At 41.3% G+C, this 21,170-nt stretch carries 18 protein-coding genes; 6 read left to right on the top strand and 12 right to left on the bottom strand.

The features are described from left to right. Nucleotides 1-62 precede the first annotated feature (62 nt). The 5 genes from M2448_RS02475 to M2448_RS02455 form a co-directional block, all read right to left on the bottom strand. Nucleotides 63-1,316 carry a glutamate-5-semialdehyde dehydrogenase gene (locus M2448_RS02475; protein ID WP_280644696.1) on the bottom strand — a complete coding sequence of 418 codons (1,254 nt, stop codon included), beginning with the start codon at nucleotides 1,314-1,316 and terminating at the stop codon, nucleotides 63-65. A 2-nt stretch (nucleotides 1,317-1,318) separates the two neighbouring features. Beyond that, a complete protein-coding gene (gene proB / locus M2448_RS02470; RefSeq protein ID WP_280644695.1) occupies nucleotides 1,319-2,395 on the bottom strand; it encodes a glutamate 5-kinase in 1,077 nt (358 codons plus the stop codon). Nucleotides 2,396-3,110: 715 nt separating this feature from the next. After that, nucleotides 3,111-3,629 carry a ribosome maturation factor RimM gene (gene rimM / locus M2448_RS02465; protein WP_280644694.1) on the bottom strand — a complete coding sequence of 173 codons (519 nt, stop codon included), beginning with the start codon at nucleotides 3,627-3,629 and terminating at the stop codon, nucleotides 3,111-3,113. 15 nt (nucleotides 3,630-3,644) lie between these two features. Next, nucleotides 3,645-4,259, bottom strand: a complete 615-nt coding sequence (locus M2448_RS02460; protein ID WP_280644693.1) for a DUF4290 domain-containing protein — start codon at nucleotides 4,257-4,259, stop codon at nucleotides 3,645-3,647. A 257-nt stretch (nucleotides 4,260-4,516) separates the two neighbouring features. Next, nucleotides 4,517-6,259 carry a S41 family peptidase gene (locus M2448_RS02455; RefSeq protein ID WP_280644692.1) on the bottom strand — a complete coding sequence of 581 codons (1,743 nt, stop codon included), beginning with the start codon at nucleotides 6,257-6,259 and terminating at the stop codon, nucleotides 4,517-4,519. Nucleotides 6,260-6,511: 252 nt separating this feature from the next. Between M2448_RS02455 and rfbA the strand changes: the two genes are divergently transcribed. The 5 genes from rfbA to M2448_RS02430 all read left to right on the top strand — a co-directional run bounded on the left by rfbA (nucleotide 6,512) and on the right by M2448_RS02430 (nucleotide 12,329). Further along, the gene (gene rfbA, locus M2448_RS02450; RefSeq protein ID WP_280644691.1) at nucleotides 6,512-7,375 is read left to right on the top strand and encodes a glucose-1-phosphate thymidylyltransferase RfbA; all 864 of its coding nucleotides are present in this window, start codon (nucleotides 6,512-6,514) and stop codon (nucleotides 7,373-7,375) included. Nucleotides 7,376-7,378: 3 nt separating this feature from the next. Beyond that, nucleotides 7,379-7,927 carry a dTDP-4-dehydrorhamnose 3,5-epimerase gene (gene rfbC, locus M2448_RS02445; protein WP_280644690.1) on the top strand — a complete coding sequence of 183 codons (549 nt, stop codon included), beginning with the start codon at nucleotides 7,379-7,381 and terminating at the stop codon, nucleotides 7,925-7,927. Between the two features lie 9 nt (nucleotides 7,928-7,936). Beyond that, nucleotides 7,937-8,728: a GH25 family lysozyme gene (locus tag M2448_RS02440; protein WP_280644689.1), complete on the top strand. Its 792-nt coding sequence runs from the start codon at nucleotides 7,937-7,939 to the stop codon at nucleotides 8,726-8,728. Between the two features lie 132 nt (nucleotides 8,729-8,860). Next, a complete protein-coding gene (locus M2448_RS02435; protein ID WP_280644688.1) occupies nucleotides 8,861-9,862 on the top strand; it encodes a S41 family peptidase in 1,002 nt (333 codons plus the stop codon). Between the two features lie 184 nt (nucleotides 9,863-10,046). After that, nucleotides 10,047-12,329: an NADP-dependent malic enzyme gene (locus tag M2448_RS02430; RefSeq protein WP_280644687.1), complete on the top strand. Its 2,283-nt coding sequence runs from the start codon at nucleotides 10,047-10,049 to the stop codon at nucleotides 12,327-12,329. Nucleotides 12,330-12,387: 58 nt separating this feature from the next. On the opposite strand, the gene M2448_RS02425 is transcribed toward M2448_RS02430, so the two are convergent. The 6 genes from M2448_RS02425 to M2448_RS02400 are packed head-to-tail and all read right to left on the bottom strand — an operon-like array spanning nucleotide 12,388 to nucleotide 18,667. Then, nucleotides 12,388-13,755: a DUF58 domain-containing protein gene (locus tag M2448_RS02425; protein WP_280644686.1), complete on the bottom strand. Its 1,368-nt coding sequence runs from the start codon at nucleotides 13,753-13,755 to the stop codon at nucleotides 12,388-12,390. Further along, nucleotides 13,719-14,693: a MoxR family ATPase gene (locus M2448_RS02420; protein WP_280644685.1), complete on the bottom strand. Its 975-nt coding sequence runs from the start codon at nucleotides 14,691-14,693 to the stop codon at nucleotides 13,719-13,721. The genes M2448_RS02425 and M2448_RS02420 overlap by 37 nt, the downstream gene beginning before the upstream one ends. Before the next feature lie 12 nt (nucleotides 14,694-14,705). Continuing rightward, a complete protein-coding gene (locus tag M2448_RS02415) occupies nucleotides 14,706-16,097 on the bottom strand; it encodes a DUF4350 domain-containing protein (RefSeq protein WP_280644684.1) in 1,392 nt (463 codons plus the stop codon). Next, nucleotides 16,087-16,833 carry a hypothetical protein gene (locus M2448_RS02410; RefSeq protein WP_280644683.1) on the bottom strand — a complete coding sequence of 249 codons (747 nt, stop codon included), beginning with the start codon at nucleotides 16,831-16,833 and terminating at the stop codon, nucleotides 16,087-16,089. The genes M2448_RS02415 and M2448_RS02410 overlap by 11 nt, the downstream gene beginning before the upstream one ends. Nucleotides 16,834-16,842: 9 nt before the next feature. After that, on the bottom strand, nucleotides 16,843-17,718 hold the full coding sequence (locus M2448_RS02405; protein WP_280644682.1) for a hypothetical protein: 876 nt from the start codon (nucleotides 17,716-17,718) through the stop codon (nucleotides 16,843-16,845). After that, complete coding sequence (locus tag M2448_RS02400) at nucleotides 17,696-18,667, bottom strand: stage II sporulation protein M (RefSeq protein ID WP_280644681.1); 972 nt, start codon at nucleotides 18,665-18,667, stop codon at nucleotides 17,696-17,698. Before M2448_RS02400 ends, M2448_RS02405 begins: the two co-directional genes overlap by 23 nt. A gap of 125 nt (nucleotides 18,668-18,792) precedes the next feature. On the opposite strand from M2448_RS02400, the gene M2448_RS02395 reads away from it, so the two are divergent. Beyond that, entirely contained in the window at nucleotides 18,793-19,545 is a 753-nt protein-coding gene (locus M2448_RS02395) for an RDD family protein (RefSeq protein WP_280644680.1), read from the top strand. A 416-nt stretch (nucleotides 19,546-19,961) separates the two neighbouring features. Here M2448_RS02395 and M2448_RS02390 read toward each other — a convergent pair whose 3' ends face one another. Then, nucleotides 19,962-21,164: an FprA family A-type flavoprotein gene (locus tag M2448_RS02390; protein WP_280644679.1), complete on the bottom strand. Its 1,203-nt coding sequence runs from the start codon at nucleotides 21,162-21,164 to the stop codon at nucleotides 19,962-19,964. Between the last annotated feature and the right edge of the window lie 6 nt (nucleotides 21,165-21,170).

Raw genomic sequence — 21,170 nt, 5'->3', positions numbered from 1 at the left:
GGATAATAGTTACAGGTTATTCTCAGATTTATAACTCATAACTTATAATTCATAATTTATAATTATGATCTGGTTTGCCCGTTTCCTTCTATAATCCATTTATAAGTGCACAATTCTTCCAGAGCCATCGGGCCTCGTGCGTGCATCTTCTGGGTACTTATTCCGATTTCTGCCCCCATACCGAACTGTGCCCCGTCGGTGAAGGCTGTCGATGCATTGGCATAAACACAGGCTGCATCTACCATTTTTTCGAAAATAGAGATTGCTTCTCTGTCTTCGCTGATTATGGCTTCGCTGTGTTTAGAACTGTATTGAGATATATGGCTGATGGCTTCTTCAATGTTCCCTACGGTCTTGATCGACATCTTATAGTCCAGAAATTCGGTGCCGAAACTCGTTTCGTCTGCTTTCTTCAGCAAGTCGTATGAATAGTATGGGAACAGGGCTTCATAAGCCTGTTTGTCTGCATATATTACTACATCTTTCTTTTCCAGTTCTTCGCAAAGAAAATGCAGGTCATCCAGTCTGTCTTTGTCTATAACGAGGCAATCCAGTGAGTTACATACACTCACTTTTCGGGTTTTAGCGTTTGTAATTATCCTTCGTCCCTTATCGAGCTCTCCGTCTTTATGGAAGTATGTATGGCATACGCCTGCACCTGTTTCTATGACCGGTATGCGGGAATTTTCGCGTACATAGTTTATCAGTTCCTGCCCTCCGCGTGGAATGATCAAGTCTACATAGTCGCGTGCATTCAATAGTTCCTCAGTTGCTGCGCGGTCGTTAGCCAATAGCGTACATACATTCGGATTCACGCCGTTTTCGTCCAGTACATTCCGTATCAGGTCTATAATGGCTTCGTTCGAAAAACGGGCATCCGAACCTCCTTTCAGTATGCAGGCATTACCCGATTTGAGGCATAATGAAAATACATCGAAGCTCACATTCGGGCGGGCTTCGTAAATAATACCGATAACTCCGAACGGAACAGTGACTTTAGAAAGTTGCAATCCGTTATCCAGTGTTTTCTGTATCAGTGTTTTTCCTGTAGGAGAGGGTAGGGTGGCCACCTTGCGGATATCTTTTACGATGTCCATAATGCGCTCTTCGTCGAGCAGCAGGCGGTCGTATTTTGGGTTACTTGTATCCATCCGTTGCAGGTCTTTCTGATTCTCGGCAAGGATGTAATACATCTTAGACTCGGTTTCTTTAGCAATAGCTTCCAGTATTGCATCGATTTCTGTTTTTTCCAGCAAGTTCAGGCTTCTGCCTGCTTCTCTAACCTGCCGGAACGTACTCTGGTGATAGTCGTCCATATTTATTTCTCAATATATAAATAGTCGTAATGAATAATTGCTTTCTTATTGTTCTTTCCGATTATCTCTTTTGCTTTCTCACTGCTGTATGCCGTTTTTCCTATACCGATCTGTTTCCCTGCTTCGTCGATAATACGTACAATATCATCAGCCTCGAAATTACCGGTGATACTGGTAACCCCTACAGGTAGCAGGCTTACGGCTTTGTCGCTCAATAGCACTTCACGCGCACATTGGTTTACATGTATCTCCCCTTTGGTAAAACCTTCGGAGTGTGCTATCCATTTTTTTACACTGGTAGTGCCTTTAGTGGAGGGTATGAAACGGGTTGAGGCCTCTTCTTTTCCTTTTACGAGGTCTATCAGTATATTTTCCCTGCGTCCGTTGGCTATAATCACTTCTATGCCCTCTTCGGCCGCTTTGCGGGCAACATTGTATTTCGTTGTCATACCTCCGCGTCCTGTAGCCGATTTCGATGACTGTATAGAGTTTTCTATATTGTCTTTATGTATGTCTATCGTCCTGAACAGTTTTGCATCAGGCTTTTTAGGGTCGTCACTGAATATACCGTCTATATTGCTCAGTATGATCAGCTTTTTTCCGCCCATCATAGCAGCTACCAACCCCGACAATTCGTCATTGTCCGTAAACATCAGTTCATTTACGGAAATAGCATCGTTTTCGTTTACTATAGGAATTACTTTGTTGTCGAGCATCACGCCCATACAGTTCCTCTGATTGAGATAGTGGCGGCGCGTGGCAAAGTCCTCCTTTGTCACCAGTATTTGTCCGCAAACAATTCCATGTTGATGAAACAGGTCTGAATAGCGGTTTATAAGCTTTACCTGCCCTACGGATGAATAAAGTTGGCGCGAAGAAACCGTATCCAGCTTTGCTTTGGCCTTGATTTCCGTTTTGCCCGATGCTACAGCCCCCGAAGAGACAAGTATCACTTCTATATTTCCCTTATGTAGTTCCGCAATCTGATCTACCAGTGCCGACATGCGGGTTACATCCAGCGTGCCGTCTCTGCGGGTAAGTATCTGACTTCCTATTTTTACTATTATCCGATCTTTCATTTATTATATAAAACAAATTTAGCTATTAAAATTTTAACTAAAAAGTAACGAATGTAATGAAATAGCACTGTTTTTCAACTCTTGTTACTTTTCCTCTTGTAGGGGCAGGCCGTTGGGTCTATCCGTTTTCTTCGTCTTTCGGGTGAATACATAGGTTCGCCCCTACAGGCTAGTATTCTCTCTCTTTGCGTCTTAGCGCCTTCGTCTGAGATTGTTTTAACTAAAAAGTAACTATTCAGTCAGCAGTGAGTGACAAATGCAACGTTATTTTTTTAATTGCCATGCCTTTTTTAGGCATGGAATACTAATTTGTCAAACTATGACTTTAGTCAAAGTATTTCGGCTAAAGCCTTTCATTTTTTATCTTTCAACCCTCCAGCTAAAGCAGGAGGCAATTAAGATTTTAACTAAAAAGTAACGGTTTCGCATTATTTTTCTTTTTTATTACTTTTCTATCCATAACCTCCTTTAGCAAAGGAGCGGATAAGTTTTAGCAACCCTGCTATATTGATAAAAATATCAATAAAAAATAATAATAGTTTCAACCATAAATTACATTACTAACTTAAAAAGCAAAGTTATAATTTTATTTTTGGTAATATAAGGTATAAATATAGAAAATTGCAATTAATAGACTCTATATTCTGTCAATATGCAATTTTTTAAATTCTGTAAATGCAAGAGTATGCTGTAGATTGTGGATGGATTGGGATTGTTATATCAGTCCTTCGGGCAGGTTCAGATATAATACTTTCTTTTTGGGGTCTACCTTTTCGATGAAATCTTCTGTGGCAGGGATAATCAGTTCTTCATCCTCGTTCTTTATGAGGAAGAGAGTATTCAGTGTCTTATCATCTATGGCTTCTATTATGCCCAGTTCTCCGGCAAGCTTGTCCGTTACCGAAAATCCGATGAAGAAGTTCCACGAATATTCTATATTCTCATCGCTGTCTTCTTCATAATATTTGCGGGGAAAATAGACATCGAGACCCGCCATTCGCAGGGCTTTGCGGTCGCTGTCTATATCCTCAAAGGTGATAAGCGCAGTCTCACTGCCTTTGAAACGGTATTCTTTGATAAAGAAGGGTACAAGTATATTGTCGATGCGGCAAATCAGGTACGGACAATCTACACGATCGAATACATCGTTTTCGAAGGCAAAGCTTATTTCACCTTTTATACCATGTGGTTTGACAAGTTTCCCTATTTTAAAAACTTCACTCTCCTTTATCATTCCCGTCGTTAAACCTTATTTCTTCTTTTGCTGCTGGTTTTTCTTGCCGTTATTATTGTTGCTGCTGTTATTGTTGCGTTGTCCCAGATCCTTCATTTCCGGTAACTTAATGTTCGAATTGCGGATATCCACCTTTCGATTCGATAAGTCGTACAGGTCTACAAATATTTTCTGATCGTCAACTTCCTTATTCCATTGTATATACGATTTTTTCATATGTGTAGCAACCAACAATGTGAATTGCTCACGCTCTTTCGGGTCTTCTATGGATTCTATCATCTTAGCCATTTTCTCCAATGTTTTACCATAATGACGGTATTCCATATCGGGACGGCTGTATTCTATTTTGGATGGTTTAGAATAAAGGTCTTCCTTTTTTACTATCTCGTACGGATAGTCTATATCCAGTTTGAAGTCGGACATGATAGCCAGATGATCCCACAATATATGTTTGAAATCGTTTACGTCACGCAGATGAGGAAACATATTTCCCATAATGTTGATGATTGTATTTGCACATCGTTTGCGTTCTTCCCGCTCAGGTATAGTCAGACAGTAGTCAACCATATTCTGTATATTTCTTCCATACTCGGGAAGAGCCAGTTTCTTTAATTGGGTATTATATTCCATTTTTTAAGTTGGGTTATGCTTTTGTATATTTATGATACGGGCCAAAAATCTATTTGCTGTTACTTGTAGTTTATTGGTAATTTCATATTTAGCCCTCAACAGGACGACAAAGATAATAATTTTTAGTGGAAGACCTTAGTTGTCGGACGTAAAATATTGAACAAGTTATTGTTTTGGCTGTCAGGTTTTATTCAGTCAGTGATTATATCAATGATAAAAACAGGAGATATCCGGTTGGGATACCTCCTGTTTGTTTATTAGTTTAATGCTATATTCTGACTCTCAACTTCTGCCTTTTCGGGTGCAGACAACGTTTTTTTGTACAACTCGGTATCGTTCAGCGTTTCTATGGCCTTAGCCAGTTCCTTATCATTTTTCAGCGTATAGATATATTCGCCTTTCTGGTAATAGTAACGCCTGATGATTTCGGTATTTACTTGTTTCTTTATATCGTCTTTGAAGGTTTCAAGGTCTCTGTCGAGGTTAGGAACCAGTTTTGCTTCCAATGCTTTAAATTCATCTCCGGCATATTTCATATATCCCTCAAATTCCATCACCTCTTTGAGCGATGCCATTGATTTTTCGCTCATACGGTCGTACTGGAAATCTTTCGATTTAACGTATGTTTTAAAATCTTCGTAGTCGCTATCCGATATAGAGAATGTTTCGGGCGAGCTTATAGACTTATGTTTGGTAGCCCAGTCGGTAACCCAGTCGAAAACGATGTATTGATTTGCCAGGTAATAGGTGATAGTTGGTACTTTTTCTTCTTCGAATATGATATCCGGCGATACACCTCCGCCGTCTCTTACCAGGCGTCCTGCTTCTGTATGGAATACGGTGGTCAGGCTGTCGGGTATGCGTCCTACGCTGCCATCGGCATTACGGTGCGAATAGTCTATGGCCTGTATGCATCTGCCGCTTGGTATATAATATTTTGATGTGGTAACTTTGATTCCACCTCCGTATGGAAGTTCGCGAGGCGACTGTACCAGCCCTTTGCCGAATGTGCGTTCACCTATCAGCACTGCCCTGTCCATATCCTGCAACGATCCTGCAACAATCTCAGCAGCAGAAGCCGATCCCCTGTCTACCAGTACCACGATGGGGATATCCGTATCGGTAGGTTCCAGAGTGGTGCGGTATGTTCTGTCCAGTTGTTTCAGTTTCCCTTTAGTAGATAGTACGACTTTTCCTTTCGGAACAAACATGTTTACGATCTGTACAGCCTCTTCGAGAATACCTCCGCCGTTCTGGCGCAGGTCTAAAACCAGAGATGTAATGCCTTGTTTTTTGAGATCGAGGAAGGCATTTTTTACATCCATTGCGCTCTTATCAGTGAAACTATTGAAGTTTATATATCCGGTCTTCGCATCTGCCAGTCCGTAATATGGTATTGGGTCGATATTGATTTTTTCACGTACTACTTTTACTAACATTGGCTTTTTCTCACCCGGACGTTCTACTTTCAACTGTATGGTAGTACCGGGTTGCCCTTTCAGATTGGAACTGACAAAACTACTGAGTGTACGCCCGAAAGCTTCGCCTTCTACCTTCTCGCAGGTAGTCATATCTTTTCCGTCTATTTCGAGAATATAATCACCAGCCTTTAGCCCCGCCTTATCTGCCGGTTTTCCTTCAAAGGGTTCTGTAATGGCTACTTTATTGTCTTTGAAGGCGATCCCAGCCCCGATGCCGGCATACTCACCGGTAATCTGTGTGCTGAAATCCTTCATGTCGTCCTTGTTGAAATAGGTAGTGTAAGGATCGAGCGTGTTCAGCATATTGTCTATTCCGCTCCGTACACTTTTATTGATATCTATACTGTCTACATAGAACAAGTCCATCTCGCGTACGACAGAGTTGAATATCTCTATATTCTTATTTATATCGAAGTAGCGTTGCTGTTGTTTCGCTTTTTCAGGGTTGTCCTGAGCATGGATAGAGAAACTTCCGCATAGCAGAAGAAGTGCAAGAAATGCAAAATATTTATTATTCATCGGATTGGTAATCTAATAATATATTATATCGTAATAAATCAACACAAAGGAATACTTTTTTTTAGAAATAGCGAAATTTGGCATGGTTATATATATCTTATTTTTAACAAAAAACGTGAAATATTGTATCATGTCACAGATCAGATAAAAGAAACCCTCAGTTAAAATGCAAAAATCATGATTGCAGGGTTGTGTATTTATCACTATTAAGGTTATATTTGCACAATATTAATTAAAAATCCATTACAGAAGATGAAAGGTATTATCCTTGCAGGAGGAAGTGCAACACGACTTTACCCCCTATCCAAAGCTATATCGAAGCAGATTATGCCGGTATATGACAAACCTATGATTTATTATCCCTTGTCTACGCTGATGTTGGCCGGAATACGCGAAGTATTGATTATCTCTACCCCGCGTGATTTGCCTATGTTCAGAGACCTGTTCGGCTCGGGCGAAGAATTAGGTATGAAGTTTGAATATATAGTGCAGGAAGTACCTAACGGTCTGGCACAGGCATTCGTTCTGGGTGAGAAATTCCTCAATGGTGAACCCGGCTGCCTCATTTTGGGTGATAATATGTTTTACGGGCAAGGATTTTCCAAAATGTTGAAGGAAGCCGCCTCATTGAATAATGGAGCCTGTATATTCGGCTACTATGTGAAAGACCCGCGTGCATACGGAGTCGTTGAATTCGATGCGAATGGTAAAGTATTATCATTGGAAGAAAAACCATCTGTTCCGAAATCGAATTACGCTGTTCCCGGTCTTTACTTCTACGATAGCAGTGTAACAGCAAAAGCTAAAGCCTTAAAACCATCGGCTCGTGGCGAGTATGAAATAACAGACCTCAACAAATGTTACCTCGAAGAAGGTACATTGCAGGTACAGTTGTTCGGACGCGGATTTGCTTGGCTCGATACAGGTAACTGTGACAGCCTGCTCGAAGCCGGAAACTATGTGGAGACTATCCAAAATCGTCAGGGTTTCTATATCTCTTGTATTGAAGAGATAGCATGGAGAAACAAATGGATCGATGATAAACAACTGCGTGTATTAGGAGAGCGTCTCGACAAAACTGCGTACGGACAATATATTCTAAGCTTATTGGACTGATATATGAAATTTACGGAGCAAAGCATAAAGGGAGTATGGGTAATAGAGCCCAGAGTATTCACCGATGAACGTGGATACTTTATGGAATCATTCAAAAAAGAAGATTTCGAGAAACATATAGGGAAAGTAGATTTCGTTCAGGACAATGAATCCAAATCGACACGCGGTGTTTTACGCGGGTTGCATTATCAGACAGGAGAATATGCTCAGGCAAAACTGGTAAGAGCACTCAAAGGAAGTGTGCTCGATGTTATTGTAGACCTGCGCAGATCTTCTCCCACATTCGGGCAAAGCCTCTCTATAGAACTGACCGAAGATAATAAAAAACAGTTTTTTGTTCCCCGCGGATTTGCACATGGATTCTTGGTTTTAAGTCCGGAAGCAATATTTTCGTATAAGGTAGACAATGTGTATGCCCCTCAGCACGAAGCATCTCTGCTATGGAGCGACCCGACTATAAATATAGATTGGGGTATAAGTGAGGATGAACTTATATTGTCGGCAAAAGATAAGGCAGGAAAGATTTTTTCGGAGACTGCAATATTTGAATAACCGATTTGGATGGCTAAAAAGACTGTTCGCAAGCCGCGAAAAAAGGTAACCCGCAAGAAAAAAACAGATAAGCAGAATGGAAAAAAGTATATTCTGCTTTTTGTTGTTGTGGTATGTTTAGGTCTTTTTGCCTTTTTTATCATAAAAGACTACTTCGGGGAATCGGAAACTTTTGATTCCAATAAGTACTTTGTAAAAGGTATAGACGTTTCGCATCATAACCCGATACTAAACTGGGAAAGTGTACTTGACCAGAATATTACATTTGCCTACCTGAAAGCCACAGAGGGCACGACACACGAAGACCGGAATTATCCTTATAATTACGATCTGGCTCGCAAATCCAATATCAAAACAGGCTCATACCACTTCTATACTTTCGGTCTGTCGGGTAAAGAACAGGCACAACATTTCCTGAAAAAAGCGAAATTCCAACAAGGAGATATGATTCCTGCCATAGATGTAGAGCACTCGCCTGCAAACCCCTACAGCAAAGATGCCAAATATGTAGAAGGGGTAATAACTGAATTGAAAGCCCTCGAAAACGAACTATACGAACGTTTCGGCGTACATCCTGTAATATATACAAATAAGGACTGCTATAAACTGTATATAAAAGGAAATTTTGCAGATAACATTATCTGGATGTGCGACCTGCATAATGAACCCTCGAAAGATTTAAAGAACTGGAGAATCTGGCAGTTTTCGCATAAAGGGGAACTACCCGGAGTTGATGGTCATGTAGACCTCAATTACTACCGCTATTCATACGAAGAGTTTAAGGAACTGTTATTACCCTGATGTTTTTTTCGTATTGGATAAATTACTTGCTGTTTCCAATCGTGGAAAAATCTCGTATATTTGTCGAACGGCTAATGCTGATAGTATTAACCGAATCATTATATGAGATGAGTACCCGCAAAAACCAGCTAGATGAAAAGTAAAATCGTTATATATCTTTTATTTACCTTACTGTTTTCTTCATGTTTCGAAGAAGATGCCCAACAAACCAATACTAAGAGAGGAAACTTTGAAGTTCTGTGGAAAATAATGGATGAACATTACTGCTTTTTCGAATACAAAAATGTAGATTGGAACGAAGTCCACAAGCGTTACTCGGAGCGCATAAGTGAAAATATGAGTAACGATGCCTTTTTCGGCGTAATGGGCGAAATGCTGGCTGAGGTGAAAGACGGTCACGTCAATCTTGTGGCTAGCCACAATGTAGCCCGTTACTGGAAATGGTTTGAAGACTATCCCGATAATTTTGATGCAAAAATACAGAAAAACTATCTCGGTACCGATTACGGCATTGCCGGAGGATTGAGATATAAGATACTTGACGATAATATAGGGTACGTTTATTACGGTAGCTTTTCGAGTGGAATAGGAGAGGGCAACCTCAATCAGGTACTCGACCGGCTTGCTATCTGCGATGGTATTATTCTCGATCTCAGGGATAATGGCGGAGGATATATGTCGAACAGCGAAAAACTGGCGTCTCACTTCATGAATAAAAAAACGCTGGTGAGCCATGTCATGCACAAGACCGGCAAAGGACATAACGATTTTTCTAAGCCATACGAAATATATGTGGAGCCATCCAGTGGTGTCAGATATCAGAAGAAAGTAGCCGTACTTACCAACCGCAGTTGTTTTAGTGCCGCCAACGATTTTGTAAATGCCATGCGCTATGCACCCAATGCAATCCTTATAGGTGACAGGACAGGAGGGGGGAGCGGCCTGCCTTTCACTTCCGAAATTCCAAATAGCTGGTCTGTACGTTTTTCAGCTTCTCCGTTTCTCGATGCCGAAAAGAACCAGATCGAATTTGGCATAGACCCTGATATAAAAGTGGATATGACAGACGAAGATATGGCTAAGGGGCTGGATACAATCATAGAGAAAGCTCGTGAGGTATTGAAGAATAAATGATTTTTTTGTCATTTTGAAATTAAAAATACTTAAAATGGGTGTCTGTTAGTCTTTTTATTCTCGATTATATGCTTTTAAACATGTTATTTAATCATAATGATTATTGTTAAATAAGTCTTCCGTACAGTTCCTTTTTCATACCTTTGCTGATATTAGTTTATAATTTCTTAAAAGCTGTAGCACTATGCCTAAAGTTACTAAAGAAGCTGCCTTGAAGTATCATAGTTCAGGCAAGCCCGGTAAAATTGAAGTTGTTCCTACCAAACCGCACAGTACTCAAAACGACTTATCGCTGGCATACTCTCCGGGAGTAGCCGAACCTTGTCTCGAAATAGAAAAAGATCCTCAACTGGCGTACGACTACACAGCTAAAGGAAATCTGGTAGCTGTTATCTCGAATGGCACAGCTGTTCTCGGGCTGGGCGATATCGGAGCATTGGCAGGTAAACCGGTGATGGAGGGAAAAGGTCTGCTGTTTAAGATATATGCAGGGATAGACGTATTCGACATAGAAGTGGATGAGAAAGACCCTGAAAAATTTATACAGACGGTAAAAGCGATTTCACCTACATTCGGGGGTATCAATCTGGAAGACATAAAAGCACCCGGATGCTTCGAAATAGAAAAAAGGTTGAAAGAAGAACTCGATATACCTGTGATGCACGACGACCAGCATGGGACAGCCATTATATCTGCCGCAGCCTTACTGAACGCTCTGGATATAGCGGGGAAAGACATTACTAAGGTCAGACTTGTGGTCAATGGTGCCGGAGCTTCGGCTGTAGCCTGTACCAAGTTGTATATGAAGTTCGGGCTGAAAAAAGAAAACATTATTATGTGCGACAGCAAGGGAGTGCTTTCTACCAAACGACAAGACCTGAACGAGACAAAGAAATATTTTGCAGCAGATACAGACCTTGTTACACTCGACGATGCCATAGAAGGTGCAGATGTATTTGTCGGACTTTCTTCTGCCGATGTGCTGACCAAAGAGATGATACGCAAAATGAATAATGATCCGATTGTCTTTGCATTGGCTAATCCGAATCCTGAGATTTCGTATGACGAAGCGATGGCATCACGCGACGACATTATTTTTGCCACAGGACGTTCCGATTATCCTAATCAGGTGAACAACGTACTCGGTTTCCCTTATATTTTCAGAGGGGCACTCGATGTGAGGGCAACCTCTATAAATGAAGAAATGAAGCTGGCTGCATCGCGTGCTATTGCCGATCTGGCAAAAGATATTGTTCCCGATGTAATAAACACAGCCTATGAAATTAAAAAACTGAGTTTCGGGCGCGATTATATTATACCCAAGCCTCTCGATCCGCGTTTGCTGACGGTAGTATCTATAGCTGTGGCAAAAGCAGCAATAGCAAGCGGTGTAGCCCGCAAAGAGATAACAGACTGGGAAGCATACGAAAACAGGCTGGATGAAATGCTGGGATATAGCAATAAGCTTACCCATAGTCTGAATACTCTGGCTAAAAGTGAACCGAAGCGTGTGGTGTATTGTGAAGGTAATCATATCAATATGATAAAGGCGGCCGTTATATCACACAAAGAAGGCCTGTGTCATCCTATTTTGCTGGGTAGTGAAGACCGCATAAGAAATATTGCCCGCGAAAATGGTATCGACCTGAAAGGAGTTGAGATAATAGACCACCGTAATATTTCGGAAGACATACGCCGTTCCCGCTATGCTACTATACTGAGTGATAAAAAATCGAGGGAAGGTATCCGCTATCAGGAAGCATTCGAGAAAATGAGCGATCGCAACTATTTTGGTATGATGATGGTGGAGACAGGTGATGCCGATGCCGTTATTACGGGAGTGTACAGCCACTATCGCGAATTTGCAAGCACAGCGCTTGAAGTTATCGGTTTGAAGCCTCAGTATAAGCATTTTGCGGCTATGCACATTGTACAGACTAAAAAAGGCCCTTATTTCCTTGCCGATACGCTGATCAATCGCTGGCCGGATGAAGATGTACTGATCGAGATCGTAAAACTGTCGCACGATACAGTACGCTATTTTGCTACCGAGCCGGTGATGGCTATGCTGTCGTTTTCTAACTATGGTGCAGATGTAGATGGTGGCCCGAAAAGTATATCCAATGCTATCAAATATTTCCACGAGAATTATCCGGACTTTGTTATCGATGGAGAAATGCAGTTGAATTTTGCCATGAATAAGGATCTGAGAGACCATGCATTCCCGTTCAATACACTGAAAGGTAAAGATGTGAATACATTGATATTCCCTAACCTGAGTTCAGCCAATATATCCAGTAAACTGTTGATGGAACTCGGTATTGCAGGCGAAAGCATCGGCCCTATACAGATGGGGTTACGCAAGCCCGTACACTTTACCGACATAGAAAGCTCGGTCAGAGATATAATAAACCTTACGGCTGTAGCGGTAGTAGATGCCATAGCCAGTAAAGATGCTAATAAATAGTTTTAGAATGTAATGGGAAGAACGGCCGGAGAAGAGAAATTACTTACCGGTCGTTTTTTTATATCAATCCTCTGGCTTTAAATTCGAGATATTTGTTGATAGAATTAATTGTCAGATTTTCCGGCTTGGATAGTATGGTATGAATACCGTGCCTGTTCAGCTCCTTTACGATGAGGAACTTGTCGTTTGATAGCTTTTCTGCCATTCCCTTACGGAATGTTTCCTCTATATTTGCCGGTTGTGAATCGAGTACCTCGTTAAATTCCGAGTTGAGGAAAAATGCGACCAGTACTAAATGATCCTTAGCCATACGCCCCAAGTATCTTAACTGGCGGCGCATACCGTTTACAGTCTCAAAGTTGGTGTACAGAATAATAAGGCTGCGTTGTGTCAGTTTTCTTCTCACCGTAACGTACAGGCGTTCATAGTCCGACTCTTTAAAGTCGGTTCGCTGTGCATACAGCGTTTCCAGTATTTTATTTCGCTGGCGGCGTTGTTTGTCCGCAGGCAGTAGCTCGTCTATATCTTTAGAGAAAGTAATCAGTCCGGCCTTATCACCTTTATTCAGCGCTGTACTGCATACCATCAAAGTAGAATTGATAGCATAATCGAGCAATGTCATTTCGTTGAACGGCATCTTCATTGTCCGCCCTTTGTCTATGAGGCAATATACAGGCTGCGACTTCTCCTCCTGATATGTATTTACCATCAGCTGATTCATGCGTGCTGTAGCCTTGTAGTTGATGGTGCGCGGGTCATCGCCAAATGTATAATGCTTTATCTGATCAAATTCGGTAGCATGCCCGATGCGTCTGATCTTCTTTATACCATAGTCCGTCAGGCGGTGCGATGCGGCGAGCAGCTCATATTTGTGCATTTCTATGAATGACGGGTAAACGGCCACATCTTTATGACTGTCGAATATATAGCGTTTACTTACAAAGCCGAATATCCCTGCTGCATAGATATTCAGTGCGCCGAACAGGTAAAGACCTCTCTGGGTAGGACGCAGGTCATAATAGAATGTTTCGGTCGCATCGTTGTCCAGCGAGGCATTGAATGTAAGATCCCTTTTCTGGAACTGGAATGGTACTTCCTCAATGATCTTTATATTCACCTTGTATGGGTATCGGTTAGATACTTCTATCGAAATAGTATTCACATCTCCGTTCGAGAGCCGCTCAGGGCAGTTTCGCGATGCAGTGATGCCTTTCTTCTGCCGGTATGCCGATACGATGTCGAGCAGGAGGAATACGCAGAATACCCCAAAGAGAATCTGCATTATGTAATAATACTCATCGAAGATAAAGCACGCAAAGAAGCCCATCACACATAGAGCCAGTGTGACGAAGAAACGGTTTGTAAGATACAGACTCTTAAAGAACCGGATTATCGGGGAACTTCCGCTTTGTCTATTAGTTGGCATATAATTGTGTCGGTAGATGTACCGTCCATTTCTTTTTCGGGTGTTAATATAACTCTGTGGCGTAGTACAGGTACAGCCATTTCTTTGATATCGTCAGGCGTGATAAAGTCGCGCCCTCTGATGGCAGCCAGTGCCTTTGCCGAATTGAGTATAGCCAGTGATGCACGCGGCGAAGCACCCAATGTTATCCAAGGGCTTTGGCGTGTGGCAGCTACTATCTGGGCTATATATTCCAGTAAGTGATGCTCTACCAGCACTTTGTCTACAGCGTTTCTCAGTTCTTGCAACTTGCTTGCCGTCAGTACCGGATTGATACCGATATCGGCAGAAAGCTCACCTTTGTTTTGTCTGTCCAGAATGGTTATTTCATCCACAATATTCGGGTAATCTACCAGAATCTTGAACAGAAAACGGTCGAGCTGTGCTTCGGGCAGGCGGTATGTGCCTTCCTGTTCTATCGGGTTTTGGGTAGCTACTACAAGGAACGGATAATCCATTTTGTAGGTCGTACCGTCATTCGTCACCTGACGCTCTTCCATCACCTCAAACAAGGCTGCTTGCGTTTTAGCAGGGGAACGGTTTATCTCGTCTATCAGTACAATATTGGAAAATACGGGCCCTTTTTTAAATTCAAATTTGCCCGATCCCGGTATAAATACACTTGTACCCAATACATCGGAAGGCATGAGGTCGGGGGTAAACTGTATGCGGCTGAAACCTACCTCTATAGTTTTGGCAAGCAATTTTGCCGAAAGGGTTTTGGCCACACCGGGTACGCCCTCTACTAGTATATGGCCGTTTGCCAGAATAGCCACAATCATTTGTTCTATCAGCTGGTGCTGACCTACGATGACGCGGCCTATTTCACTCTTTATGTTCTGAACGCTTTGGCTCAATTCGGAGAAATCTATTCTCGACTGGAATTCTAGGTCTGACATATATGATTCTGTTTATTTGTTTTTCACGTTTCTATAAAATTCTTCCAACAAGTGGTTGTATTTCAAAAATGTTTCGTTGGGTATATATGCTAGGCTCATCATATCTTTGTACAGAAAGAAGAGCTCATTCAGTTTTTCTTTATCTACACCCGATTTGGCACTGAGTACGTTTGTAAAATCATTGTCGATATTTTCGGTCGACATATAATAGTTTTTCCTGATAAAATCGAGGAAATAAGCATGGCGTTTCTCCACGATGGTATGTAAGTCCTTCTTTTTGTAATAGAGGTTGCTTATTGTTCCCAGAAACTCGAGTGATGAATTTACCGGCGGCTGTATTACAGGAATGACACGCTGCGTACGTTTTGCCCTGAAAATCATAAACAGAAGGAATCCTCCCAGAATGATATACAGAGCAGTGCGCAGAGGCGGATTTTCCAGCATTACCTTGAATGTGCTGCCTTCAGCTATAGATCCCTGTTTCTGGTATTCGTCCCATATGATCTTATTGTCTTTGGGTAGGTACGACAAGCATCTGAAACCGAAGTCGTACTTATCGGTTTGCAACATGTTCACATTGGCAAAGGCGGTAGGGATGGTATGCAGATAGATATGTCCCTTTCCGTACGAAATATCGATGAATACAGTATCTTTTACATTATTAAAAGCTAATGTTCTTACGGGATGCTTGCAACTGTCGGTATTCAGCTTTGTGCTGCCCTGTAGGCTTTGAAACCTATATTTTTTTGTGGGATAGTCTGTCAACGAAAATATGGTATCATTGTAATTATACGGTTTGTTGCTTCTGATTCCTAATGTGTCTTCCAGCTTATGATCGAAAAACTCGGCAGAAATAAATACATTATTTCCCAGTCCGGCAAAATCGAGCAGATATTCCAGGTCTAGCTTGTCAAGGTTGAATTCCCGATTGATGAACAGGTAGGACGAGGTATCCGACAGGTTGTCCAAATAATGATACCATGCTGTAGGATCGCTGTTTTCTTCAACGTATTCCAGGCTGTCGGTATTGTCATATTCTTCGACGGGAATATCGCTCATGGTATAGGTTTCCTCTATGTTATCCGTATTGCTGTTATCTTCCTGCTGTCCGTAATCGTATGATTCGTAACTGTCTAAATCGTAAGCCTCGTCTTTTCCGAAATATTCGTCCAACCCATTTTTCAGGTTATTGTATATCGGCACGCGGGTAGTGCGTATATTCTTGGTATAAAATATACTGTCGAGCAGCTTGTATGTAATATATGTACCGTAGGGGCTTGTCCTGGTATTGATAAACGTAGGACGCCAGTCCACAGCTTTTGGACTTTTGCTTTTTGCGTATGCCAACCCGAATACTAAGATGACAATCACAGCTATCAGTGCTATTATCTTCTTATCTTTCATTGGCTATCGTTTTATTAAAGCTGTCCATCCTGCTATACACATCGGAGAATTGCTGTTCGTCAAGAGAGAACTCACCATACCATACATAGTCGAAAATCAGCGTAGCTTCCAGAAATTTAGAACGCAGTGCCGAATTCTCTATTTCGTACTGGTAACTATAGTTGGTCTTATTGGCTTTCCATTCTATAATCTCTTTATCTGACAACGATTTCAGACTTTTCAGGTAGAGAAATCGTATGACCAGCCTGTAGTCCCTGTTCTTTAGGGCATTGGCTATCAGTGTGTCGAAATCCATATCATGGACATTCTCCGAATAGATATCTATTTCGGATGTATCTACTTTTTTCTTGCTCAGAATAGATTTGTAATCCACGCCCAGCAACTTTAGTGTGATCAGGCTCAAAGCGAGTATTATGACCAGAATAACCACCATGCTGGGTATCCCGCTACCAATGGTTTCCCCAAACAGGCGGGCAAAGAAGTAGATGATTTTACCGAGAAGCCTGTCCCACCACGAAGCTTGCTTCTCTACACGTTCGTAATTGAAACGGCTGTCTTTCTGGAACTCTTCTATTTTAGTTTTATCAGGAACTCTGAATTCTACTGGTTCGGCTGCTTGCTCAACTTGTGGAATGGGAATAGAGTCAGCTTGTGCTGCCGATGAGAGGTACAAACAGGCGAAGAGCATTATGAGAATGCCCCTGACCAGAGTGATATGTAGTTTACTGCCTGTCACTCTTAGTTTTTAATACGGAGGGTTTTGTCCGTTGTTGTAGCTGCCTATATTGTCTATCTCTGTGTTTAAGTCCAGATTTTCCAGTTTGTTTCTGTGGCTGTAGTACATTACGCCCATTGCCATATAGAATGCGGGGTAAAGGAATGTATATCCTATTATGGCAATGAAAACGAATATAATAAACACGATATCGTTTGCGAAGAATTCTACCTGTAACATGCTCGCTATCATACCTACATAAAACGGAGCGGTAAATACCATCGCTACCATACCTATAAGGAAAGAAAATACAATGCTAAAACCGAGTGTAATCCAGAAATTATTCTGTACCAGTTCGTAGCTGCGCTTGAAACTGTCGATGATACCCAAATCCTCGTTGATATACACGTAGATATAGAATCCTAAATAAACGGCAACCATAATTCCCGGAATATAGCAAAGTACCGATCCTATAAGGACTAGAATGCCGAACAGGATGGATGCGCCTAGTATAGGCAATATAGCCCCTGTCACTTTTTTCCATACATCAGAACTGTTTACTACTCCGTCTTCCGATTTTACATATAATGCCATGTAAGAAATTGTGTATAACGCTATAGCCAGCATGGCTCCACCAAATAATATATAGCCGACAAATACACCTAGAGGAGAAAAGTCTTCAAACACGAGGTTTGCCGCATTGGGGTTGTTCACATTGCCTCCAAGATGATAATAAAGTTTAAATATATTAGGTATGAAATATGAGCCTATGAGGAAGAGAGGGATCAGGTAGGCGATTCCCTTAGCTATAGGAAAAAAGTTCTGTTTGATAAATTTTAGCGACATATCGAAGTTTCCGGCAAAGTCTCTGCTTCCGAATAACTTAATTTTCTCTTGTTCTTTCATGTTTTCTTTTATTGACAAGGTAAGGATAATAGATGAAATACCATATAATGAATAAGGCTGAGAGGCCTATAATCGTCAGGTTGAAATACACAGGCATTTCGGTGAGCCGTGTAAGATAACTCTCGATGAAGGCGGCTGTAATGAATACAGGGATAAGCCCGACCACAATTTTCAGCGCATCTTTGGCAGACTTCATCAACAGATAAGACCGCTTATAACTGCCCGGAAACAACAGGCTGTTGCCTAAGATAAGCCCCGCCCCGCCTGCAATGATGATAGCCGATATTTCGAGCGTACCATGCAGCCAGATAGTGATGGCAGATGTAAACAGCAACCCTTTGGTATAAAATAGATATTGGAACACCCCGAGCATAACCCCGTTAGAAAACATAATCCATACAGTGCCAGCCGAAAAGAAAATGCCGAAAATGAAGGCAAGAAAGGCTACACGTATATTATTTGTCCCTATGCCGTAAAACATGGAAAGCTTGGCATCGTCTTTATAGACAGCCATAGGATCGCCTTTCTCTATGTTTTCGATTGTCATATTCACATAGCTGGGACCGAGTATAAGATTCGCAAATTGCGATTCCTGCTGCAAAGAGAATACACCAAGTAATACACCGGCAAACATGAACAGGAAAGAATAGAGCATATGCTTCCTGTACTTATACATGATAAGCGGTAATTCTTCTTTCCAGAAGCGGAAGAAGCGCCCCTTATCCCTTTTGCGATACTGGTATATATTTATAAAGTAGCGGCCTGTAAGCTGATTCAGATATCTGACGGTCTGAGATTTGGGATAGAAAGTACGTGCATACGACAAGTCGTCGGTAAGTTCTATAAAGTTGTTAGCCAAAGTCTCCGCAGGAATAGCTGTTCCTTTTGTTTCGTTATCTATCTTTTGCCACTTATCTCTATTCTCTTTAATAAATGCGGCTTCTCTCATTCAAATAGGTGAATAAAGTATTCGTATATTATTACAAATATAGTTCTTTGGGCGAAAATAATAATAAAAATATATAAATAATCATTTGAAAAAACTAAATTTGCCAATTACTTGTATTAAAAAAGATGATAATAGAAGTTCAAACCACGCAAAACGTAACAATAGACTATGAAGTAGCTAATATAGGCAAACGAATATTAGCTTATATTATAGACTATATTCTTATTATTGTCTGGTTCTTCGGTTGGCTGTGGATATTCTCATTCATATATTCAAATCCGTTAGGTGCTCAGGCGGTGTTAGATGGGGAACTGGCTGCTATTCTTATCTGGATTGTGTTCTTTTTTCCTATAGTATTTTATGATCTTCTGTTCGAAACATTAAATAACGGACAGAGTCCCGGTAAGATGATAATGAAGATCAGGGTGGTAAATGTCGATGGCACAGCACCGTCCACAGGTTCTTTCCTGATAAGGTGGCTGTTCAGGCTCGTCGATTTTTCGATGACATACGGATTTCTCGGTGTTATTATGGTCGCCGTTACCAAAAAGTCGCAACGTTTAGGCGATCTGCTGGCAGGTACTACGGTTATCGATCTGAGGCTGAATGCCAGTAACAGGGAATTGTCTATTACCGATCTCGATTTTCATGAAGACTACAAGGTTACTTATGCCGATGTGTTGGATAAATTGTCGGACAGGGATATTCAGACTATTATTTCTATCACCGAAGATAAGCGTATGCGCGACAATGACTACTTCAGCCAAAGGCTTGCCGATAAGATAAAGACCATAACAGGTTATAGCTACGACGGTCCAGATAAGGTTTTTCTGCGTAAGGTAGTGAGTGACTATAATTATCTGGCAGTACAGGAGTAATCCATCAGACCATAATAAAATGAGATATACTATTATCCCATACCTTAAGTAACTTTTATTCTTTCTTCTCTATTTTCTACTTTCCACTTTTGGTTTAGCCCGCTAAACCTGCGAATAAAAAGAAAAAATATATTTGAAATAAGTAATGGATAATAAATATTGTCTTATTTTCTTAGGTAGTAGGGGCGAAATATCTTTCGCCCGATATAGTTGCGGGCGAAAGATATTTCGCCCCTACAGAATTGAAAACGACAACAAATATTATGTATTACTTAATACAAAATAAGAGTGCCAATCAAATTTAAACAGTTACTAAATGGCGTGGCAAATAATCATAAAGAATCTGGTTGCTGACATATAAATAGGGCTGTCTTTGATTGACAGCCCTATTTATATATAATTTATGTCTCAACAGTTTATCTGTCTTGTTTCAATCTATCTGCCATAGCTTTACCCAACGAGATACACGCATCGTAGGTGTCGAGGCGCATAGCCTGTCTCATTTCTACCGGCTCGCCCACTACTTCAAACTTGGTATCGATAGCAAATTGTGCCAGGCGTTTCACTGCCGCACCTGCCCATGTGAATGAACCGAAGTAGCCGAAATAACGGTTTTTCATATCACGTCCTTCTATCTTAGACAACAGATACTCTACCTCAGGAAATAACTTGTTATTATATGTAGGAGAACCTACTATGAGACCTTTATATTTGAATATATCGCGGATGATGTAAGAATGCGAGCGTTTCGAAACATTGTGCAGTATCACCTCTCGTATCCCTTGCTGTGCAAGCTCATAAGCAATCGTCTCTGCCATTTGCTCTGTGTGCCCGTACATACTGCCGTAAGCTATAACTACACCCTCATCGCCTTCGTAGCGGCTGAGTTTATCATATATGCCTATTACTTTCTTTATCTGGTCGTCCAATGTCCATACCGGGCCATGTGTAGAACAGATATATTTAATATCGAGCGTAGCCAGTTTTTCCAATGCCTTTTGCACAGGCGAACCGAATTTACCTACCACGTTGGAGTAATAGCGGATCATTTCGTCATAATATCGTTCGGGGTGCAACTGGGCATCAGTGATACCACCATCCAATGTGCCGAATGTACCGAAAGCATCGCCCGAAAATACTATCTTATAAGTAGTATCGTAGGTCATCATAGTCTCCGGCCAGTGTACCATAGGCGTCAGATGGAAAACAAGATTGTGCTTACCCAGCGATAATTCGTCCAGATCGTCTATTACCATTACACCATCGGTTATTCCGAAAAAGCCCTGCACCATATCGGCAGTACGCTTGTTGCCTACTACCTGTACATTCGGGAAACGGCTCCTCAGCAATCCCAGAGAGCCCGAATGATCGGGTTCCATGTGATTAATGATTACATAGTCGAGCAGCCTGCCATCAAGTGCTATTTCGAGTTTGTGAAAGAACTGATCCGAATAACATACATCTACGGTATCGAACAGAGCAGTCTTTTCATCGACAATTAGATATGAATTATATGAAACACCTTTGGGTAAAGGCCATAAATTTTCGAAAAGATGTTTTGTGCGGTCGTTTACACCTATATAAAACAAATCATCTTTTATAGGAATAGGTTTTAACATACTAGT

Source organism: Dysgonomonas sp. PF1-14 (assembly GCF_029892965.1).
GTDB lineage: Bacteria > Bacteroidota > Bacteroidia > Bacteroidales > Dysgonomonadaceae > Dysgonomonas.
Note: the sequence above shows the minus strand (reverse complement) of the source record. Positions and strands in the feature narration are given on the sequence as shown.